The organism is Paraburkholderia sp. GAS41, assembly GCF_050436545.1.
GTDB lineage: Bacteria > Pseudomonadota > Gammaproteobacteria > Burkholderiales > Burkholderiaceae > Paraburkholderia.
This window is the reverse complement of sequence record NZ_JBNDMK010000019.1, coordinates 31,718-47,799: the sequence shown is the minus strand read 5'-3', so window position 1 is coordinate 47,799 and position 16,082 is coordinate 31,718. Positions and strand designations below refer to the sequence as shown.

The window sequence follows — 16,082 nt, the reverse complement described above, 5'->3', positions numbered from 1 at the left end:
TGCAACGTCGTGCCGGATCAGTTCGTAATGCCAAGTTTCTTGCAACCGTCGGCGTAGCGGTCGGTGCACAGATCCTTTGCGCTCGCGAAACCCTTGTCGACGACTTCCGCCTTGAGGTTCTTCGCCGTGATGACCGCCGGTTTGAAGAGTTGCGTCGGCGTGTTGAAAAGCGTCGTTTCACCCTTCGGGGTCTGGCCGCTCAGGAAGCCCACGGCCACCTTCGCCGCCGCTGCCGCGACGATTTCGCTTGGCTTCAGAATCGTGTTGTACTCGTCACCTGCGATGATCAGTTGCAACCCCGCGAGCGTGGCGTCATTCCCCGTCACAGGCGGCACCGGGTTGACGCCGGCTGCCTTGAAAGCCGCGATCGCACCGCCACCGGTGCCGTCGTTGGCGGCCACCACGCCGACGATCTGCGAGCTGAATCGCGTGATCTGCCCGCTGACCCACTGCTGGGCCTTCGGCGGTGCCCAGTCAGGCGTGTCGTATTCGGCGAGCGTCTTGTAGCCGCTGCCCGCGAGGCCGGCGTGAATGCCCTTCTTGATCAGGCCCGCTGCCGCATCGGTCGGCGAACCGTTGACCTCGAGCACGCCGCCCTTGCTGGTCGGCACGTTGGTTTCCTTCAGATGTTCGACGAGCGACTGCGCGATGGCCTTGCCGATGCCTTCGTTGTCGAACGATACGTAGTAATTGGCAGGCGTCGAGGGCACCGGCCGGTCATAGGCGATCACCTTGATACCCTGGGCCTGGGCCATATGAACCAGCGACGCGGCGGCCGTCGAATCTACCGGGTCGAGCACGATCACCTTGGCGCCTTGCGCGATCACCGAGTTGAACTGCTGCTGTTGGGTCGAAACGTCGGCATTGGCGTTCTGATAGAGCACCTTGCAGTCAGGGCAGAGCTTGCCCATTTCAGCCTTGAAGCCGGGGAAATCGTGCTGTTCGTAGCGCGTCGAGGCCTGGTCGGGCATCAGAAAGGCGACCGTGCCGCTGGGCGCCGCCAGTGCTGCCGTGCTGCCCAGCAGAGTGAGGCTCAGGCTCAGCGCGCCCGCGCCGAACAGTGGGTGAGAGAGTCGGGTCATCAGGTGTCTCCGTTTATTAGAAAAATCCCGGCGTATTGGAGCGCCGTGGTTGGGCTACGGGTGAGGCTTCGGGAAAACAGTGGCTAGCTGAACGCTTGCTGGTCCCAGGCGGCGTCGGACGATTCGGTGGCGCTGGCGGCATTGAGTTGCTGCCAGCTCCGCCATTTCGAAGGGGACATCTCCTTGAGCAACAGGAACTGGCGGTTAAAGTTGGAGAGGTTGTTGAAGCCAACCTGATAGCAGATATCGGTGACGTTCAGTTCTCCCGACATCAGCAATTGGCAGGCCAGATTGATGCGCAGGCGATTGACGTACTGGACGAAGGGCACGCCGGTGTGGCGGCGGAAGTATCGTGAGAAGGCGCTGACGCTTTGCCCCGAGAGTTCAGCCAGTTCCGTTTCGCGTAATTCCTGCGACAGGTTCTTGCCGATATAGGTCAGCACATGATTGATGCGCGCTCCCGCGTAGCAAGCCGGATCGGCCTGATAAGCGGCACTCGCAAGCTTCGTCGGCTCGGCACTTTGCAGGAGCAGGTCGAGCAAACCAATAAACAGCGTGATACGCCGTATGCCTTGCGCACCTAGCATTTCGCGCATGACCGGTTCGGCGGCGGCGCCCGTTTTCTCCGTGAACAGGACGCCCCAACGCGACGCATCCAGTAAGCCTTCGAGGCGTTTGAGCTCGGGAAAAGCGAGGGTGGCGCGGGCGAGAAACTCGGCATCGAACTGCAGCACCATACCGCGTTCATCCACGCGGCCGCCGTGCGGCACACTGCTGACCCAGTTGTGCGGCAGATTCGATCCGACCATCACGAGATTGCCGGGCGCGAAGTTGCCGATGTAATCGCCGACAAAGTATTTACCCGTAGTCGCGGTAATCAGATGAATTTCGTACTCGGGATGGAAGTGCCAGCGCACCGTGCGATAGGGGTAGCCGTGCGACCAGACCTTGAACGATTCGTCGCGCGGCACGGCGACCAGTTCCAGATCCGGCTGGACGATGTTGGCGCTGCGGGCCTCCTGACGCGCCGTGGCACCCCGGGTGGTGTGCATGTGTCTTCCTCCTGAGCTGGCTTTTTTTTCGGGCCGTTCGCTTGAACCGTCTCGCGCAACGCCATGACTGGAAATTAGCGCTGTTGGAGCAGTCTCACCACTGAAAATAGGACCGCAAACTGATACTTTTTTGCATTCGGGTTAGTGCGTAGGGGGTTGGGAGTCAACTTTTGTGCAACGCAGCAGCCCAACTGCGGTGGGTTGCACTCACAGCAGATTGACTTTACCCGTGGCGAGATCGTAAACACCGCCGACCACGTTGTCTTTGCCCTCGCTGACGTAGCGGCCGATGATGGGCTTCGATACGCTCAAGCGGTTGGCGTTGAGGCGCACGTTCTCGACGGTCGCGCTCACCGCGCCGCAGTGGGTATGACCCAGCACGATGATGAGCGGCACGTGCAGGAATTTCACCCCGTACTCGAGACTGGCGAGGCCATCCTCATTGACGAAGTTGCCCGCCACGCGCACCACGAAAATATCGCCGGGCCCCTGATCGAAGGCCAGTTCCGGAGCGACGCGCGAATCCGCGCAACCCACGATCGCGGCAATCGGATACTGCGCCTCGGCGCGGTTCGCGCGGCCCGCCGAATAGTCCTTGTTGGAAGGCGCATTCGCGACGTAGCGCGCGTTGCCGTCCATGAGACGCGTGAGCGCCTCGGCCGGGGTGATCGCGTTGGGGGCATCGGCGTCCGCAGGTGCGGCGGCTCGCGTCGGGTTGGGGGCGAGGCCGGCCAGCGTCAACAAGGTGGCGCCTGCGAACAGCAATTGACGACGTGACGCAGAGAGCAAAACAGACTTGCACATGGCGCTTCTCCTTGCAAGAAGGGCAGCGCCGTGTGTGGTGCCGCTTCAATCCTCGTTGGACCCGCTCGCGACCAGATTCGCGTAGTGCGCGCGCTTTTCCTCATACATCAGCAGATCCGCGCGCTGTACTACGGCCTCGAGCCGTTCGCCATACTGACAGGTTGCCGCACCCATGGAAAAGCTCAGCAGCGAACCTGGGTAGAACTGATTGTTCAGTTCCACCAGTTGCCGGATCGTATCGATCATCGCCGCGCCGCCATGCTCATCGGTGCTGGGCATCAGGACCGCAAACTCGTCGCCGCCAATGCGCGCCGCGTGAAAGGGCGTTTCCATCGCTTTCGCCAGCACCTCGCCGGCACGCCGCAGCAGCGCGTCGCCGGCGGCGTGGCCGAGCTGGTCGTTGATCCGTTTCAGGCCGTTCAGATCGGCCATGATGACCGTCACCGGAAACGGCCCCTTGCGTTCGAGCCGGTTCAGCTCGTCGACATAGAACGAGCGGTTGCGCAGCTTGGTCAGCACATCGTGCTTGCCGAGAAACTCCAGATACGCCTCGGCTTTTTTGCGCGCGGTGATGTCGGTGAGCGCCACCAGAACCAGGTCCCAATCCTGCTCGTGCCCCGGCAGCACCGAGAATTGCAGATGCACGTGAACCTCGCTGCCGTCGAGCGAGTAGTTGACGACTTCACGTTGCTGGAACAGCTTGCCGTCCCACAGATCGACGAGTTGCTCGCGGAAATGCGGCCGCATGTCGTCGCGGAACACCTGCGGCAGATGGGCCAGCAAGGTCTGCTTGTCCGGCGCGGCGAACATGGCGAGCGTGTGCCGGTTGACATCGAGCACGTGAATTTCCTGCATGCAGCGTTCGACGAACTCCGGATGCACGTCTGTAAACACACGGAAGTCCGCGATGCCGGCCGCCCGCGCTTCATTGAGCAGACGTCGGACCGCGCTGAAATCCTCGACCCAGAGCGACACCGGCGAGTCTTCGAACAGGCCGCGCGCGTATTGCTCGGCGTTGACGAGGCGGTGACGCGCACCTTCCAGTTCGCTCACATCCTCCAGCGAGACCAGCACCCGGTCCCAGCGCCCTTCGTGGCCGGGCAGCACGGCGCCTTTGAGCAGGACATCGACCCGCCGGCCGCCAAGCGTGTAATTGACGGTCTGGCTCATGAAGTGCTGCTGGCCGGCCCACAACTGGCACAACTCTTCGAGGTGGGTCTTCAGCATATCGTCGCGAAACACGGCGCCGAGATTGGCGGTCAGCGTGGCGAGACTGTCCGCCTCGAACAGATCGAGGGTCTTGCGGTTGACCTTGATGACGCGGATGCTCTGCGCGCACTGCGCGACCCGCTCGGGATGCGCGCGGAAATGCGCGCGCAGATCGGTGACGCCAGCGGCGCGCCAGGCCTCGAATAGCGTATGCACGCCGCTGAAGTCCTCGAGCCAGAGTGAGACGGGGGCCAGCTCGAACATCTCCGAGTCGTCGCTGGCCGTCGCTACACCGCGCGGCATCTCTTCTGCACCAAGGGTATCCAGCATGACGAGTCCGTAATCGATAGTGTCGCTATTTTAAGACGACTTGGCGGACCGATGCTAACGCTGTTCCGGCGCGACCGGCCATCAGCCGATCAGTTTGAGTCCCGGCGGTAGCGATTCGCCGAACACACGGCCCTCGTCGGCCTCGTCGAGTTCGACGGTCTGGCTGACCATCTCGATCCAGTTGGCCGGCGCGTGCGCCGTTTCAAGCCGTTTGACGACAGTCGCCCGCACCGCATCGGGCACGTCGCGCGAGCGGTCGCCCGTCATGCGCGCAATCTGCACCGCCGCAAACGCGGCCGGTTCGACCTTCTTCCAGTCGAGCGCCAGGATGGCGTCGAGCCACGTCATCGCGACGTCCGGCGGCACGACACTGTGCGCGCTGCCGTAGAAGGGCCGGCGTGCGCCGATGCGGCCGACGGCCCACCACCCCTGGTGGTTCTCAGAAGGCTTCCTGAGCCGCTCGATGAGCCGTGCGCCGAGTTCGATCTTGCGTTGCGCGGGCACGCGTTCAAGCGAGGCTTCGAGGCGCACCATGTCTGCGTAGCCGGACTTGGCGGGATCGAACGGCAGCTTCGAGCGTGCCGTGCCGGCGGCCTGCATGAAGGCCACCGCGTCGAGCACGTCGAGTTGCTCGCTCTCGCCGAGGCCGCCCGCTGCGCGCCGCCACAACGTCCACCATTCCGACCAGACCTGGCTGTCGTTGATGTATTGAATGCCGTCGTCGAACAGCGTCCAGAGTTGTTCGACCCGCCATTCGTCGAGCGGATAGCCGAAACCTGGACGCATGCAGAACCCCGCCAGGTTCAGCCAGAGCCGCTCGTGGTCCGCCGAGCGGCGCCGCCGTTTGGCGCGCTCCCATAGCGCGTTGAACAGCTCGCGTAGCAGGGCGCTATTCCAATGGGCGCGGGGGCCGAGAATCTGCTCCAGATCTGCGCGCGTGCGCTTGACCTGTTTGGGGTCGACCTTCTGTGAGCGCGAGCCGAAGGTGCGCTCGATCAGGTCGAGCGCACGGGGCAAGGCGGGATGTGCGGCTTCGCCCGCGAGCGTGACTTTCGCCTCGCCGCGGCGCAACTGGAATTCGAGCAACCAGCGCCGGGCGGGGTCGCTTGCGTCGAGGCAGTGCACTTCGAGCGTGCCCACTTCCGTCAGCGATGCGACGAGCTGGACTGGCGTTTCGCCGGACTGGCTGGCATCGCGCGGCGGTACGACCGTGGCGATCGGCGGCAGACGCACGAATTCGCTCAAGGGGAGTTCAGCCAGTTCTCCCGGCTGCCATTGGGTGTCCGATACTGAGGAAACCAGATGAAACTGCACCGGGTGTCCGAGCCGCAGCGCAAACGTGCGGTCTGCCAGATGAATTTCGTGACCTTCCTCGGTGCCGCGTGGCAGCACGCAGACCCCGCGCAATACTTCGCTATCCTCATCGAGGACGAGGAAGTAGCTGCGTGGCGAACCGCCGCCGATGCGCGGCGCCTGACCCTTGCGCGCCAGCGCATAGGCCACCGCACCGCGTGCGACCGCCACGTCGGGATTGTCGTTATGCAGGACCTGCAATGGCGCGCCGCGCCATGTGCCCAGCGTGGCGGCGAGACGTTCGCTGAGCGCCTCGGCGCGAAACACGCCGCCGTTGAGCAGCAGGGTATCGGGCACGGGCAACGCGTCGTCGGCGGCGCTGGCGGAGGTGCCGGAGGCTTCGCGCGACTGCGCCGCCAGCCGGCTCAGAAACGCGGCAACGTGCCGGGTAATGCCCGGATCGCTCGCATAGGGCAAACCAAATTCCACGATCGCGCCACGCGGGCGGCCTGGGCGCGCATCGGCGGCAACGCTCGGGAAAAAGCCGTCGACGATGATCTGCTCCACTTCCTGCCGCGTGATTTCCGTGGTCCGTGCACCACCGATCAGCTTCGAGCCCGCACCCAGCAGCGTAATCGACGTAGCGTCCGGGGCATCGGCGCCGAGCAGTTGCTCCTTCGCGCCGCGGCAACGCTCGACGAGTTGCGAGAGGCTCGCCGCCGACAGCCGCGACTGCGGCGTCGACAGCCGGCTCTCGGCCAGATGCGCCAGCGCGAGGTCCATGTTGTCGCCGCCGAGCATCAGGTGGTTGCCTACGCCGACGCGCGTCAGTTGCGGCTGGCCGTCCTGCATCTGCACCTTGATGAGGGTGAAGTCGGTGGTGCCGCCGCCCACGTCGCAGATCAGCACGAGGCGGGTGTTGGCGAGATCGGTGGCGAGCGTGCCGCGATGCCGGAACAGCCAGTCGTAAAAAGCCGCCTGCGGTTCTTCCAGAAGTCGCAACTTCGGCAGCCGGGCTATGCGGGCCGCTTCGAGCGTCAGCGCGCGGGCGCCGTCGTCGAAGGATGCGGGCACGGTGAGCACCACGTCCTGCTGTTCGAGCGGCGCATGCGGAAAGTGCTGATTCCACGCGGCGCGCACGTGCGCGAGATAGCTGGCGCTGGCGGTGACGGGAGAAACTTTATAGATGTCCTCGCTGGCGCCCCACGGAAGGATCGGCGCCGTGCGATCCACGGAGGCATGCGAGAGCCAGCTTTTGGCGCTGGCGACGAGCCGGCCCGGGACCTGTGCGCCGAGGCTGCGCGCGAGCCGGCCAATCACGACCGGGTGCTGCGCGTCGCGCTCGAGCTTCTCCGATGCCGCATCCGGCCACGGCAATTGCACATCGCCGGCGCTCAGTTCCCCTTGCGCCGTGTGATATCGCACGGACGGCAGCAACGGCCGCGCGGCGACCTCGCCGGGACTGACGAGCTGGTCGATATCGAAGACGCGGATGTCCTCGGAGCCCGTTTCGACGTACGCGACGACCGTGTTGCTCGTGCCAAGATCAATCCCGACGATGTACTGCTTCATCTGGCTCAGGCGTGGGCGTTGCCGCGTACGTCGAACTCGACTTTCCAGCGCTCGCCGGTGCCGCGCGGGATGGCTTCCAGTTCGAGCGTGCCGGCTTCGGTGACCCGCGCATGCAGCTTGACCGCGACGATCTCGCCTGGACTGCGGCCTTCGGGCGGCAAGGTGGCCTGGATCTCGTCGAGTTCCTGCAGTTCCTCCGGCGACCAGTAGTCGAGCAGCGTGCCGACCTGATCCTGGCGGCGCACAGACGAACCGAAGAAACGGAAGTGCACCGGTTCGCCCACCACGAGGCCGAATTCCTGCGTGGGCAGTTCCGCCTCGGTGCCTTCTTCCATGCCGAACGGCGCCACGCACAACGCCTGGATCGGCGGTTCGAGGCCCGGCACGGCAGGCATGGCGGATTCGACCGCGATATAAAAGGCCCGCGCAATGCCGCCGCGAATCCGCACTCCCTGGCCGTGCTTCACGTAGCCGTAATAGGCCGCGCCGCGTGCCACCGCCAGGTCGAGATCCGCGCCTTCCAGCAGACGCGCGGGTGCCGCGCCTTCCGCCGCAAGCCAGCCGTTGAGCGTGTGCAGAATGCGCTCCACCAGCAGCGGCGACTTGAACACGCCGCCATTGAAGAGCACCGCGGTGGGATGCAGGAAGCTGGCGCCTTCGGGCTGCGCGCCTTGCAGGCCGTCGAGTTCAGCCAGCGCCGCGACCTGACGGCCGAGGAACGCCGCCAGATGACGCGTGACGGCGGCGTCCTGCGCGTAAGGCAAACCCAGCTGCGTCAAGCCTGCGCGAGCGCGGCTCTGCGGACGCGCGGCGCTGTCCACCTGCGGGAAGAACCCTTCGAGAATCGTCTGCGTGAGTTCGGCGCGAGTGAGTTCCGTGCGGATCGAGCCGCCGATCAGTTTGGCGCCGCGACTCGGTACGACGAGCGGCACGGTGTCGGCGCTGGCGTCGGTCAGGAGGGTTTCCTTGGCCGCGCGGCAGGCGTAGGTGAGTGCGCGCAGTTGCCACGGATCGGGCTGCGTGCCCTGCGCCGCGAGCTTGCGCGCCACCACATGGGCCAATGCCAGATCCATGTTGTCGCCGCCGAGCAGGATGTGCTCGCCCACGGCGACGCGGTGCAGTTCGAGATTGCCCTCGCGCTCGACCACGGCGATCAATGACAGGTCAGTCGTGCCGCCGCCGACATCCACCACGAGGATGATGTCGCCGACCCGCACCTGCTTGCGCCACTCGCCGCCACTCTTCTGGATCCAGCTATACAGCGCGGCCTGCGGTTCTTCTAGCAGCGTCATGCCGCTATAGCCGGCCGTCTGGGCCGCTTCGGCGGTGAGTTCGCGCGCGGCCGGATCGAACGACGCGGGAATCGTCACGGTGATTTCCTGCTCGCCGAACGGCGCGTCGGGATGCACATGGTCCCAGGCTTCGCGCAGATGCGTGAGGTAGCGAATCGAGGTTTCGAGCGGCGACACGCGCGTCACTTCGGGCGGAGCGTCGTTCGGCAAAATCGCCGCACGGCGATCGACGCCCGGGTGGCACAGCCAGCTCTTGGCGCTCGAAACGAGGCGGATCGGCGTGCCGGCGCCGCGGCTGCGGGCCATTTCGCCGACCGCGAAGTCGCGCCCGCCGGTCCACGGCAAACCGAGGTCGAAGGGTGCCAGTTCGCTCGGATGCGGCAGGTACAGGAACGACGGCAGCAAGGGCAGATTGTCGATGGTGGCCGGCGCGGTGAGCTGCGTGATGGGCAGTACCTCCTGGGTGGTCTTTTCGCCGTCGCTGCCGGCGAAGTCGACATACGACAGGGCGCAGTGGGTCGTGCCCAGATCGATGCCGATCGAGTAACGCGGCGCGCTCATAGTTCCACCTCGGCGGCGGCGATGACGGACGCATCGTGGTTGGCGGCCAGCTTCGGCAAGCGCACCTCTTCGACGCGCCAGCCGCGATGACTGAGGCTGCCGGTAAACGGCGCCTTGCCGACCACATTGCCGGTCAGACGGATGGCGGTGGCGTCGAAGCCTTCGGGCAGCGTCAGGCGGCTGCCTTCGGCTTCCTCACGCACGGGGCGAATGGTGAAATGCTCGCGCAGCACGCTGCGGCAGCCGCCATGCACGACGCGGGCGGCGGCGCCGATGTCGGCGTCGGAGTAGCCGGCTACGTCTTCCTGGACGAAGTCGATAAAACGCGCGTCGTGCTGCAACAGGCCTAGCAACTGGAGGGCAGCATCCGGACTCGCCTCTTTCAGGGCGGGCGCCGGAGCGGGGTGCGGAGCGGGCGCAGGTGCAGGTGTGGCCACTGGCGCGGCTGCTGCAACTGGCGTGACGGGCGCGCCGCTGCGCAGGCGCTGTACGCGGGCGGCGAACTCGCCGTCGCCCAGAATGCTGAAGAACGTTCCGACGGCCAGCGAAATCCTGCCGAGGAAAGACACGTTCGAGTCGGTCATGAAGTGGCTCCTGAGGGGCTCTGTTAAAGGACGAGCTGTCCTCGGGCGATGCCGGTTCGGGCCGGGTCGCCGCGGGTTATCGGGTTGCGGACGTCGATGCGCGACGGGGCGTCATCGGTGGGTCTGGCGGTCCGGTCTGGACATGGCCCAGCGGGCCTCATCCCGTATTTTACCTTTCGGGCGCGGCGGCATCGGCCAAAGGGTGTAATGAGGCGGCGGGGAGGGTGGTCGAAAGCGAGAACCGGCGCCGGCCAGGCAAGGGGGAAGGGTTTCGTGATGAAGCGTACAGACGCAGCATGCACGCGATGCTGCAATAACCTCGACGCCGCGCGGATTCACGCAGATTCACGCGGATTGGCCCGCCGCGGCGTCAAGGTCGGGAAATTACCCATGAAGCGTTCAGAACATTGGCCGATAAAATGTTAGCGCATTCGTCATGGCTGGGTCACGCGGCGGTTGGCGCCGCAATTCACACCCGGGCCACGCCAGAAACGGGCGCAGCCGGTCTGAGAGGTTGGCCGGTACCTTATTGCGAAGCTCGCTTGGCGCAGCCTGATTCACGCTCAGGCATGCAACAGGCGGGCTTCTTTTCGTTTCACGCGTGCTCGACTGCATTCTTGCGTGCCGGCGCACCGCCTGCCACGAAGTAGGGCGTCTCGACGCGGGCGAGCGCTGCCTGTCCGCGCATGCGCGCGGCGATCTTTTCGGCGAGCATGATGGTCGGCGCGTTCAGGTTGCCGGTGGTGATGCGCGGCATGATCGACGCGTCCACCACCCGCAGACCTTCCAGCCCGTGCACGCGACCCTCGTTGTCGACCACCGCCATCTCGTCATAGCCCATCGCGCATGAGCACGACGGGTGATACGCCGTTTCTGCACGGGCTCGCACGAAGGCATCGATTTCCGCGTCGCTTTGCAGGTCCGCGCCGGGACTCAGTTCGCGGCCACGGAAGCGGTCGAGCGCCGGCTGCCGGATGATTTCGCGCGTGATCCGGATGGCGTCGCGGAACTCGCGCCAATCGAGTGCTTCGGCCATGTAGTTGAAGAGAATCGACGGATGCTCGTGCGGATCGCGCGAACGCAGCCTGACGCGGCCACGGCTAGGCGAGCGCATCGAGCCGACGTGCGCCTGGAAGCCGTGCATCCTGATCGCATGCGTGCCGTTGTAGTTGATCGCCACCGGCAGGAAGTGATACTGGATGTTCGGCCATGGATCGTCGTCGCGAGTGCGGATAAAGCCGCCCGCTTCGAAGTGGTTGCTCGCGCCAATGCCAGTACCCCTAAGCATCCATTCGAGCCCGATAGCCGGTTGGTTGTGCAGTAGTAGCGCCGGATAAAGCGAAACGGGTTCCTTGCACGCGTACTGCATGTACATTTCCAGGTGGTCCTGAAGATTCTGGCCGACACCAGGCAAATTGAGCACGAGCGGTATATCCAGTTCACGCAGCCATGCCGCGGGACCCACGCCCGAACGTTGCAGGATGTGCGGCGAGGCGATCGCGCCGCCGCATAGCAGCACTTCGCGGCGTGCATGCACGGCGACGCTCGCGCCGCCACGCAGATAAGCGACCCCGTTGGCGCGTTTGCCGCTGAAGAGGATGCGATCGGTGGTGGCGTGCGTGACGATGGTCAGGTTGGAGCGCTGCCGCGCCTGATCCAGATAGCCGCGCGCGGTGCTGGCGCGACGCCCGTTGGCGGTCACGGTGCGGTCCATCGGGCCGAAGCCTTCCTGCTGGTAACCGTTCAGATCGTCGGTGCGTGGATAGCCGGCCTGCACGCCGGCCTCGACCATCGCGCCGAACAGCGGATTCGCGCCGGGTTGGCTGGTGGTGACGTGGACCGGGCCATCGCCGCCGTGATACGCGTTCGGGCCGATATCGCGCGTTTCGGCCTTTCTGAAGTAGGGCAGGCAGTCGAGGTAACTCCAGTTTTCGAGGCCCTTGCGTTCGGCCCAGCCGTCGTAATCGAGTGCGTTACCGCGGATGTAACACATGCCGTTGATCAGCGACGACCCGCCGAGCCCCTTGCCGCGCCCGCATTCCATGCGGCGGTTGTTCATATGCGGTTCGGGGTCGGTCTCGTAGGCCCAGTTGTAGCGCCGTCCTTGTAGCGGATAGGCGAGCGCGGCCGGCATCTGCGTGCGGAAATCGAAACGGTAGTCCGGGCCACCCGCTTCGAGCAGCAGCACGCTGACGGCCGGATCTTCAGTCAGGCGCGTGGCCAGCACATTGCCCGCCGAGCCCGCGCCGATCACGATGTAGTCGTATTCTTTGGCCGCCATGGCGCCTCCTCAGAAAACCGCCTGGTACTTGCCCAGTTCGACCTGGATGGATTTGATGCGCGTGTAATGCTCGAGCGTCGTGAGGCCGTTTTCGCGGCCCACGCCCGATTGCTTGTAGCCGCCCACCGGCATTTCCGCCGGCGATTCGCCCCACGTGTTGATCCAGCAGATGCCGGCTTCGAGGCGATGAATGACGCGGTGCGCGCGCGACAGGTTTTCAGTGACGACACCCGCTGCGAGGCCGTAAAGCGTGTGATTGGCGCGGGCGATCACTTCTTCTTCATCGGTGAAGCTCAAGAGGCACATCACCGGGCCGAAGATTTCCTCGCGCACGATCTTCATGGCGTCGCTGCAATCCGCGAAAACGGTGGGCTGCACATACTGGCCGCGGGCGTAGTCGCCTTCAACAACGCGCGCGCCGCCAGCCACGAGACGCGCGCCTTCGCGCTTGCCGCTTTCGATGTAGCCCAGCACCTTGTCGAGTTGCGCCGCGCTTGCCAGCGGCCCGAAGTTGGTGGCCGGATCGGACGGCTTGCCGATGCGGATCCGCTGCACACGTTCGACGATCTTCGCTTCGAACGCCTCGCGCACGATGTGATCGACGAACACGCGCGTGCCGTTGGTGCATACCTGGCCGGCACTGAAGAAATTGGCGGTGACGGCGATATCGGCGGCGCGGTCGAGGTCGGCATCGTCGAAGACGATCAGCGGCGATTTGCCGCCGAGTTCCATCGTCACTTCCTTCAGCGACGAAGCCGCCGCGAGCGACATCACCTTCTTGCCCGTTTCGACGCCACCGGTGAACGATATCTTGGCGATGCCCTCATGCGCGGCGAGCCATGCGCCCACTTTTCCATCGCCCTGCACGACGTTGAATACGCCTGCCGGCACGCCGGCTTCCAGATAGATTTCCGCCAGCTTCGATGCGGACAACGGCGTGATTTCGCTCGGCTTGAAGATCATGGCGTTGCCGGCGGCGAGCGCCGGGGCTGATTTCCAGCAGGCAATCTGGATGGGGTAGTTCCATGCGCCGATACCGGCCGTGACGCCCAACGGCTCACGGCGCGTATAGACGAACGATTCGGCGCGCAGCGGGATCTGCTGGCCTTCAAGCGCAGTCGTAAGGCTTGCATAATATTCGATGACGTCCGCGCCGGTCACGATATCCACGGCACGCGTTTCGGCGATCGGCTTGCCGGTGTCGAGCATTTCAAGCTCGGCGAGTTCGTCGTTGCGCTCGCGCAGCAATTCCACCGCGCGGCGCAGGACACGCGAGCGTTGCATGGCGGTCAACGCGGCCCACACGCGCTGACCCTGGCGCGCGGATTGCACGGCACGGTCGATATCCGCGGCGCTCGCCTGCTGCACGGTTGCGAGTGTCTCGCCGGTGGCCGGGTCGAAGGTGTCGAAGGTCGTGCCGCTGGTGGCATCGACATACTCGCCGCCGATATAGAGGCGTTGCAGGCCGAACGAGGGCATCAGGTTTCTCCTTGAAGGCTTGGGACTGCGCGTGGTTGTGCGCGAGGCATCACGCGCCGGGTGCAAGCAGCATGTCGATGTAATCGTTGGCGAGCCGCAAGGCCGCTTTGGTGTCGAACGGAGCGCCCGCGAGGGCGCCGCGCAGCCACAGTCCATCGATCATCGCGGCGAGCCCGCTGGCGGCGCGCCGTGCCTGGGCACGCGGCAAGGTTCTGGCAAATTCCCCGCACAGGTTCGAAAACAGCCTGCGCGTATTGACGCGTTGCAGTCGCCGTAACTGCGGCTCGTGCATGCTCTGGGTCCAGAACGCGAGCCACGTTTTCATCACCGGGCCGCTGAGCTGGCTGACGTCGAAATTGGCCGCGACGATGGCGCGCAGCCGCGCGCGCGGCTGCGGTTTCGCGGCGATGCGCCGGCGCGTGGTGGCTGCCCACAGATCGCGCAGGATGTGCCGCATGGTGGCTTCGAGCAGACCGTCCTTGTCGCCGAAATAGTGGCTGACGATTCCGGTTGAAATGTTGGCGCGTTGCGCTACCGAGGCCAGCGTGGTGCCAGAAAGCCCCGCTTCCTCGATCGTCAAAAGGGTGGCGTCGATCAATTGCGCGCGACGCACTTCGCGCATTCCGACTTTGGGCATGTCTCTCAGGTCCTGGCGTCGAAGGACTTCACTCTAGCGGTTTTTTATTGATCGTTCAATCAACAAAAACCGCTCAAAAGCGGGTTTGTCGGTTTGGGCAAAGCCCATGTCGGTTTTTGCACACTTGTCGCAGGGGCTCAGGGAATACGCTCGAAGCAGCGGCGTTTGCCGGATGCGGTGACGAACCGCGCTGTTATTCGTGCAGCTAATCGAGCAGCCAGACGAACATGGAGACGAGACAATGAGCAGCAATCGCGGTGTGGTGTATCTGGGTGAGGGCAAGGTCGAAGTGCGGCCGATCGACTATCCGAAGATGGTCGATCCGGGCGGCCGTGCGATCGGTCACGGCGTGATTCTGAAAGTGGTATCGACCAATATCTGCGGCTCGGATCAGCATATGGTGCGTGGCCGTACGACGGCCGAGGTAGGACTGGTGCTGGGCCACGAAATCACCGGCGAAGTGGTGGAACTGGGCCGCGATGTCGAAACGCTGCAGATCGGCGATCTGGTTTCCGTGCCGTTCAACGTGGCTTGCGGACGCTGTCAGACCTGCAAGGAGCAGCATACCGGCGTGTGCCTGAATGTGAACCCGTCGCGCGCGGGAGGGGCCTATGGTTACGTGGATATGGGCGGATGGATCGGCGGTCAGGCCGAATATGTGCTGGTGCCGTACGCAGATTTCAATTTGCTGAAGTTTCCGGATCGCGATCGCGCAATGGAAAAGATTCGCGATCTGACGTGTCTGTCCGATATCTTGCCGACGGGCTATCACGGCGCCGTGATGGCGGGCGTGAAGCCGGGCGCGACGGTGTATATCGCCGGTGCAGGTCCGGTGGGAATGGCGGCGGCGGCTTCCGCGCGCCTGCTGGGCGCGGCTTGCACGATCGTCGGCGACATGAACGCGGAACGGCTCGCGCATGCGCGAGCGGTGGGCTTTGAAACCGTCGACCTGTCGCTCGACGCGACGCTTGGCGAGCAGATCGCACAGATCCTCGGCAAGCCGGAAGTGGATTGCGCGGTCGACTGCGTGGGTTTCGAGGCACACGGTCATGGCAGGCATGGGCATCACGAGGAAGCGCCCGCCACCGTGCTGAATTCGCTGATGGACATTACACGGGTGGCCGGCGCAATCGGCATTCCGGGCCTCTACGTCACTGACGATCCAGGCGCTGCCGACGCGGCCGCACGCAGGGGTAGTCTGAGCATCCGCTTTGGGCTCGGCTGGGCGAAGTCACACTCGTTCCATACCGGCCAGACGCCGGTCATGAAATACAACCGCAACCTGATGCAGGCGATTCTGTGGGACCGTCTGCCGATTGCGGATATCGTCAACGTGACCGTGGTGTCGCTCGATGAAGCGCCGGAGGGCTATCGCAAGTTCGATGGCGGTGCGCCACGCAAGTTCGTGATCGATCCGCATGGTTTGCTGAAAGCGGCTTGATGGTCCGAAAGACGATCTGAAGAGACTGACCCGTTGCGGCATTTTTGAAAGCAACGGGTCAGTTAGCAGCCCAAAAATCAGAGTCGGTTGTGCGTTGACGCATAAGCTGAAATGGTAGACCTAATAAAATCAACCAATTACACAGATGTTAGTCACCATATATTGCAATCAACGGACCCCACAAGATGAAATTTTCACCACAAGTTGATGCATAAAGCGAAATTTTCTCCAGAGCGGGCGCAAACCCTTACCCAGCGGGGCGCGTACGACTCTGGGCTTTTTCGTCTGTGCGGTTGCGGGAGGAACTTTGCGTGCGATGCAAGCTTTGTGCGTCTCGCTTTGGCGGCACTCACGTCCTTGCCGATGGTCGTTTTGCGAGGTATGGGTTCACGTCTTCCGTTTTCGATTCGAGCTTAAAGCACAGGGAGGGCGTCGTAGTTCTCTACTCGCAGATTTTGCACGGGG

11 protein-coding genes are annotated in these 16,082 nt (G+C 64.2%); 1 reads left to right on the top strand and 10 read right to left on the bottom strand.

Annotated elements, in window-relative coordinates; genetic code table 11:
• Positions 1–17: 17 nt before the first annotated feature.
• From P3T43_RS23675 to betI, 10 genes are all read right to left on the bottom strand, one after another.
• A complete protein-coding gene (locus tag P3T43_RS23675; RefSeq protein WP_429283471.1) occupies positions 18–1,082 on the bottom strand; it encodes an ABC transporter substrate-binding protein in 1,065 nt (354 codons plus the stop codon).
• A gap of 83 nt (positions 1,083–1,165) precedes the next feature.
• Entirely contained in the window at positions 1,166–2,134 is a 969-nt protein-coding gene (locus P3T43_RS23670; RefSeq protein WP_429283470.1) for an AraC family transcriptional regulator, read from the bottom strand.
• A 207-nt stretch (positions 2,135–2,341) separates the two neighbouring features.
• Entirely contained in the window at positions 2,342–2,938 is a 597-nt protein-coding gene (locus P3T43_RS23665; RefSeq protein WP_429283469.1) for a carbonic anhydrase, read from the bottom strand.
• A 45-nt stretch (positions 2,939–2,983) separates the two neighbouring features.
• Positions 2,984–4,477: a diguanylate cyclase domain-containing protein gene (locus P3T43_RS23660; RefSeq protein WP_429283468.1), complete on the bottom strand. Its 1,494-nt coding sequence runs from the start codon at positions 4,475–4,477 to the stop codon at positions 2,984–2,986.
• Between the two features lie 81 nt (positions 4,478–4,558).
• Positions 4,559–7,342 carry an Hsp70 family protein gene (locus P3T43_RS23655; RefSeq protein WP_429283467.1) on the bottom strand — a complete coding sequence of 928 codons (2,784 nt, stop codon included), beginning with the start codon at positions 7,340–7,342 and terminating at the stop codon, positions 4,559–4,561.
• 5 nt (positions 7,343–7,347) lie between these two features.
• Entirely contained in the window at positions 7,348–9,195 is a 1,848-nt protein-coding gene (locus tag P3T43_RS23650; RefSeq protein WP_429283466.1) for an Hsp70 family protein, read from the bottom strand.
• Positions 9,192–9,779: a DUF2760 domain-containing protein gene (locus P3T43_RS23645; protein ID WP_429283465.1), complete on the bottom strand. Its 588-nt coding sequence runs from the start codon at positions 9,777–9,779 to the stop codon at positions 9,192–9,194. Before P3T43_RS23645 ends, P3T43_RS23650 begins: the two co-directional genes overlap by 4 nt.
• Before the next feature lie 595 nt (positions 9,780–10,374).
• On the bottom strand, positions 10,375–12,060 hold the full coding sequence (gene betA / locus P3T43_RS23640; protein WP_429283464.1) for a choline dehydrogenase: 1,686 nt from the start codon (positions 12,058–12,060) through the stop codon (positions 10,375–10,377).
• A 9-nt stretch (positions 12,061–12,069) separates the two neighbouring features.
• A complete protein-coding gene (gene betB / locus P3T43_RS23635; protein ID WP_429283463.1) occupies positions 12,070–13,539 on the bottom strand; it encodes a betaine-aldehyde dehydrogenase in 1,470 nt (489 codons plus the stop codon).
• Positions 13,540–13,588: 49 nt separating this feature from the next.
• A complete protein-coding gene (betI, locus tag P3T43_RS23630) occupies positions 13,589–14,176 on the bottom strand; it encodes a transcriptional regulator BetI (protein WP_429283462.1) in 588 nt (195 codons plus the stop codon).
• Between the two features lie 241 nt (positions 14,177–14,417).
• Here betI and fdhA point away from each other — a divergent pair, with 241 nt between their 5' ends.
• Positions 14,418–15,617 (top strand): formaldehyde dehydrogenase, glutathione-independent, encoded by a 1,200-nt coding sequence (gene fdhA / locus P3T43_RS23625; RefSeq protein ID WP_429283461.1) that lies wholly within the window; start codon positions 14,418–14,420, stop codon positions 15,615–15,617.
• The last annotated feature ends 465 nt before the right edge of the window (positions 15,618–16,082 follow it).

Excerpts from the sequence above, each read along its gene's own strand:
- P3T43_RS23675 (WP_429283471.1), bottom strand. The coding sequence starts at position 1,082 with ATGACCCGACTCTCTCACCCACTGTTCGGCGCGGGCGCGCTGAGCCTG.
- P3T43_RS23670 (WP_429283470.1), bottom strand. The coding sequence starts at position 2,134 with ATGCACACCACCCGGGGTGCCACGGCGCGTCAGGAGGCCCGCAGCGCC.
- P3T43_RS23665 (WP_429283469.1), bottom strand. The coding sequence starts at position 2,938 with ATGTGCAAGTCTGTTTTGCTCTCTGCGTCACGTCGTCAATTGCTGTTC.
- P3T43_RS23660 (WP_429283468.1), bottom strand. The coding sequence starts at position 4,477 with ATGCTGGATACCCTTGGTGCAGAAGAGATGCCGCGCGGTGTAGCGACG.
- P3T43_RS23655 (WP_429283467.1), bottom strand. The coding sequence starts at position 7,342 with ATGAAGCAGTACATCGTCGGGATTGATCTTGGCACGAGCAACACGGTC.
- P3T43_RS23650 (WP_429283466.1), bottom strand. The coding sequence starts at position 9,195 with ATGAGCGCGCCGCGTTACTCGATCGGCATCGATCTGGGCACGACCCAC.
- P3T43_RS23645 (WP_429283465.1), bottom strand. The coding sequence starts at position 9,779 with ATGACCGACTCGAACGTGTCTTTCCTCGGCAGGATTTCGCTGGCCGTC.
- betA (WP_429283464.1), bottom strand. The coding sequence starts at position 12,060 with ATGGCGGCCAAAGAATACGACTACATCGTGATCGGCGCGGGCTCGGCG.
- betB (WP_429283463.1), bottom strand. The coding sequence starts at position 13,539 with ATGCCCTCGTTCGGCCTGCAACGCCTCTATATCGGCGGCGAGTATGTC.
- betI (WP_429283462.1), bottom strand. The coding sequence starts at position 14,176 with ATGCCCAAAGTCGGAATGCGCGAAGTGCGTCGCGCGCAATTGATCGAC.
- fdhA (WP_429283461.1), top strand. The coding sequence starts at position 14,418 with ATGAGCAGCAATCGCGGTGTGGTGTATCTGGGTGAGGGCAAGGTCGAA.